This window comes from Salinimicrobium oceani (assembly GCF_012037645.1).
In genome coordinates this window covers 1-587 of the sequence record NZ_JAAVJR010000255.1, presented here as the reverse complement: position 1 = coordinate 587, position 587 = coordinate 1, and the positions used below count along the sequence as shown (strand labels likewise).

Annotated in this window: 2 protein-coding genes; both read left to right on the top strand. The window is 42.6% G+C overall.

Annotated elements, in window-relative coordinates:
- The first annotated feature begins 3 nt into the window (after positions 1-3).
- Positions 4-84, top strand: coding sequence for a MoaD/ThiS family protein (locus HC175_RS16585; RefSeq protein WP_317172342.1), 81 nt, complete (start codon positions 4-6; stop codon positions 82-84).
- On the top strand, positions 81-587 hold a 507-nt coding region (locus HC175_RS16580), incomplete at its 3' end, for a HesA/MoeB/ThiF family protein (RefSeq protein WP_235942656.1). The genes HC175_RS16585 and HC175_RS16580, both read left to right, overlap by 4 nt.

Genomic DNA, 587 nt, shown 5'->3' with positions numbered 1-587 from the left:
GCGGTGAACCAGAACCTGAATACGCAAGTAGAACTACAAGATGGCGATGAAGTGGCATTTTTACCACCATTTGCAGGAGGATGATGAGATACGACCGACAAATAAAATTGAATGAAGTTGGAGTTTCCGGACAGGAAAAACTACAAAAGTCCAGCGTATTAATCATTGGGGTTGGCGGCCTGGGTTGTCCTGCAGCACAATACCTCGCGGGAGCCGGAATTGGGAAAATAGGACTCATGGATCATGACCGTGTTTCGCTTACCAATCTGCATCGCCAAACCTTATATGGCGAAGATAACATTGGGGAATTTAAGGCTAAGGTGGCTAAAGAAAAACTTCAGCATCTAAATTCCGAAATCGAATTGGTGGCTATAGAAGAAGCATTAACCATTGAAAATGCTGAAAAGATCTTTAGTGAATATGATGTCATTCTTGACGGAACAGATAATTTCGAAACCAAATACCTCATCAATGACGCCTGTGTTCTCACCGGTAAACCCTGGGTTTATGCTTCTATTTACAAGAATGAAGCACAGCTTTCGGTCTTTAATTACAAAGAAGGTCCCTCCTATCGATGTCTATTCCCC